Origin of the sequence: Loktanella sp. DJP18 (assembly GCF_049310965.1) — a bacterium.
Lineage (GTDB): Bacteria > Pseudomonadota > Alphaproteobacteria > Rhodobacterales > Rhodobacteraceae > Loktanella.
The window spans coordinates 1-2,941 of sequence record NZ_JBMERN010000241.1; the positions used below are offsets into that span (position 1 = coordinate 1).

Sequence of the window (2,941 nt, forward strand, 5' to 3'; positions counted from 1 at the left end):
GCCGACCCTAGATCGCTAGGATTATAGCAGCCTATCTACCTGCAAATCTGCAACTTATGAAACCTAAGTTTCTTGGGTCATAAACGCCTAGCTTGCTCGCATCCTTCTTTCCTCGCATCCTAGTAATCAATAACAATAGGAGGCAGCAGTGATCATCTCCCTTATTTCCCAGAAGGGTGGCGTCGGTAAGAGCGCCCTTGCCAGGCTTCTGGCCGTCGAAGTGGCCCGCGCGGGCTGGACCGTAAAGATTGCCGATCTCGATCCGGCACAGGGTACTTCGACTAAATGGAAGGCACGGCGCGACCGGTCTGGCCTTCACCCAGAGGTCGCAGTTGAAAAGTATCGAACCGTTGATCGTGCGATCAAAGAGGCAGAAGGTTTCGATCTCATGATCCTTGATGGGCCAGCACATGCCGAACAAGGCGGTCGCGTCATGGCGCAGAACAGCGATTTGGTGCTCATGCCAACCGGCTACAGTCTCGATGACATGGAGCCGCAAGTGGAGGCAGCATACGAGTTGGAGGATGCTGGCGTTTTATCGGATCGGATTTTTTTCTGCTTCTGCCGAGCGAAGGGGTCGGAGGCCGAGGACCGCGCCGCACGCTCCTATCTGGAGAAGGCGCGGATGAATATACTTGAACCAACTTTTCCAGAGCTTGCGTCCATTCGCCAAGGACATGCGGAAGGACGGGCTGCATCCGAAGTGCCGTTCCCCAAGGTACAGGAAAAAGCGATAGCGGTTGTTCAGGCAATCATGAACCGCCTGCCAGGCGTCAAGGAGGCGGCGTGATGTCCAAAGGTCTTCAGATAGCAGAACCACCGCGCCGCCGCCAAGGCGGGGTGGGAGAGCTCAATGCAGAGCGCCAGAAGCCTGTTGAAGTTGCGAAGTTCGACCATGTAGCGGAGGGAGAGAAAGTCCAGTTCAACAAACGCGTCACGCGCCGTGTCGCCGACGGCTATGAGATCCTTGCGATCCGCACCCGTCGCAAGGTGCCCGACCTTTTGGCCGAGGCTCTGAGCCTGCTTGAAGAGAAACATGGGAAAGTATAGGATTACAGCATCCTAGGATGCTGTAATCTGAACTTACTTCAAAATTTTAGTCACATCTTGTGGTGCTTGAAATAGTGCCCCAATGGGTTATATGATATTTTATAGACAGTAGCAGAAACACCGGTTTTTTCACGGCAGGCCGCGAAGCTCTTTGATGAGGATCAGAAACGGGATCTGATCGACGTCTTGGCGGCGAACCCGGCAGCAGGAGACGAGATCCCTGGCACGGGCGGCGTTCGCAAGATCCGTTTCGCTGCCCCGGGTCGAGGCAAGCGTGGTGGGACGCGGGTTATCTACTACTATCTGGATGAGACCATACCGATCTACAGGCTTTTGGTTTACGCTAAAAACGTCAAAACGGACATGACTCCGGATGAGAAACGTGTGGTCGCTGCTATGGCCACCGAGTTGAAAAAGGCTTGGAAGGAAAAAGCATGAGCACTTTCAGTGATGATCTAATCCAATCCCTCACTGAAGCCGTGGCCCATGCAAAAGGGCGGGGGCCTGCGACGATTCATGAGCCGATTGACCCCCGTGAGGTCCGCAAGCATGCTGCATTAACGCAAGCGCAGATGGCACCTTTGATGGGGATGAGTTTGTCTGGCTATAGGAAATGGGAGCAGGGTCAGCGCCATGTCAGCGGACCGGCTGCGATGCTCTTGCGGGTGATCGAAAGGGAGCCCGAAGCAGTGCGACGGGCGCTTATTTAGCATTCTGAGTAAAAATATTGAACCTCCGCCGCGCCAAGCCAAAGATTGAGCAGGGCAGGGGACAGAGTTTGCCTGAATGCTGCGGAGTGCGCCGCCTTTTAACAGCGTTATGCCGCTAAGATGAGCAAGCACGGCTCACTCCCTAAACATCTGCAACTGCTGCGGCTCAACCCAATACCCGCGCCCGCTTTTTGCGGCTTCCAGCACGAGCAGCGCCCCCACAGCGAGATCTTCACTGTCGAACCAGTCCATGCGGACTTTGCCACCCTGTCCGATCCGGCCCCACTCCCGATACAGCGTCCAGGCCCTAAAGAGATTGGCCAGCACCAGCATGCGGTAGTACCGGGCCTGGTTGGTCGCCGCGTCCCGCTTCTCAAGATAGGTTTGCATGGGTCAGCTGATCGAGCAAGCGGTCCAGCTCGGGCCTGCTACGCGCGGTGCCGGTGATCTTGTCAGCGAAGTTCTTCTCGGCCCCCGCCGCCTTCAAGGCGTCAAGCTGGCCGTCAAGGTTCTGGTCTTCTGTGCTGACGCGTGCGTAACCGATGATCATACTGCACTGTGCCAAAAACCTCCCAAAACTACGAAGGTTTTATCATTGGTTTTTGTCCATCCCAAGCCCTTAATGCGGGGTAGGGCAGGGGCCCGGGACAGAAACGACCGTTTGTTGAACGGTCTTGGAGGTCAGCTATACGGACTTCCCTGCCATTCGCTGCGGGCGCGAGAGTCCAGATTATGCTGACGCAGTGAGCGTTATTTCAGGCGGATTGCGGACATTCAGTGCGATTTACATCAAATTTAGATGAGTGGAAGGAGTGGGATTTCACTACGGTTGCGCAAAATACCGCTTTCGACAGCCTTTAACGAATAGTCGATTTGTAAGGGGTCTGAAATTAAAATTCCCAACTCCGCTTTGATTGCTGAATCAAAGGCATTTTGGTTGTGTAAAACGATCGCTGCCAAGCAGGCGCTGAGAGGGACAGACGTTGCATATAGTGGTAAATGCTTTATGGTTCCCACTTCTAATAGCGCTCACTTATAGCCATATCATAATATTAACTTACAGATGAATAGAACAGCTTAGTATGATTAAAACGATTGACGCCGTAATAACTTGGGTTGACGGCAATGATCCCATGCATTTGAGCAAGCGTGAACGCTTCCAGGATCCGTCAGCCCATCCA

At 54.0% G+C, this 2,941-nt stretch carries 7 protein-coding genes; 5 read left to right on the forward strand and 2 right to left on the reverse strand.

Annotated features, from left to right (window positions below; translation table 11 throughout):
- Positions 1-148 precede the first annotated feature (148 nt).
- From ACOI1H_RS24525 to ACOI1H_RS24540, 4 genes are all read left to right on the forward strand, one after another.
- Complete coding sequence (locus tag ACOI1H_RS24525) at positions 149-790, forward strand: AAA family ATPase (protein WP_422440851.1); 642 nt, start codon at positions 149-151, stop codon at positions 788-790.
- On the forward strand, positions 790-1,050 hold the full coding sequence (locus ACOI1H_RS24530) for a hypothetical protein (protein WP_422440853.1): 261 nt from the start codon (positions 790-792) through the stop codon (positions 1,048-1,050). Before ACOI1H_RS24525 ends, ACOI1H_RS24530 begins: the two co-directional genes overlap by 1 nt.
- 186 nt (positions 1,051-1,236) lie before the next feature.
- Positions 1,237-1,488, forward strand: coding sequence for a type II toxin-antitoxin system RelE/ParE family toxin (locus tag ACOI1H_RS24535; RefSeq protein WP_422440855.1), 252 nt, complete (start codon positions 1,237-1,239; stop codon positions 1,486-1,488).
- A complete protein-coding gene (locus ACOI1H_RS24540; protein ID WP_422440856.1) occupies positions 1,485-1,760 on the forward strand; it encodes a helix-turn-helix domain-containing protein in 276 nt (91 codons plus the stop codon). The genes ACOI1H_RS24535 and ACOI1H_RS24540 overlap by 4 nt, the downstream gene beginning before the upstream one ends.
- Positions 1,761-1,895: 135 nt before the next feature.
- Here the strand turns inward: ACOI1H_RS24540 and ACOI1H_RS24545 are convergent, their stop codons facing one another.
- Positions 1,896-2,150 (reverse strand): WGR domain-containing protein, encoded by a 255-nt coding sequence (locus ACOI1H_RS24545; RefSeq protein ID WP_422440857.1) that lies wholly within the window; start codon positions 2,148-2,150, stop codon positions 1,896-1,898.
- Positions 2,134-2,310 (reverse strand): recombinase family protein, encoded by a 177-nt coding sequence (locus tag ACOI1H_RS24550; protein ID WP_422440858.1) that lies wholly within the window; start codon positions 2,308-2,310, stop codon positions 2,134-2,136. Before ACOI1H_RS24550 ends, ACOI1H_RS24545 begins: the two co-directional genes overlap by 17 nt.
- A 532-nt stretch (positions 2,311-2,842) precedes the next feature.
- Between ACOI1H_RS24550 and ACOI1H_RS24555 the strand changes: the two genes are divergently transcribed.
- Positions 2,843-2,941 (forward strand): Stealth CR1 domain-containing protein (locus ACOI1H_RS24555; protein ID WP_422440859.1); only part of this gene is annotated, 99 nt, incomplete at its 3' end.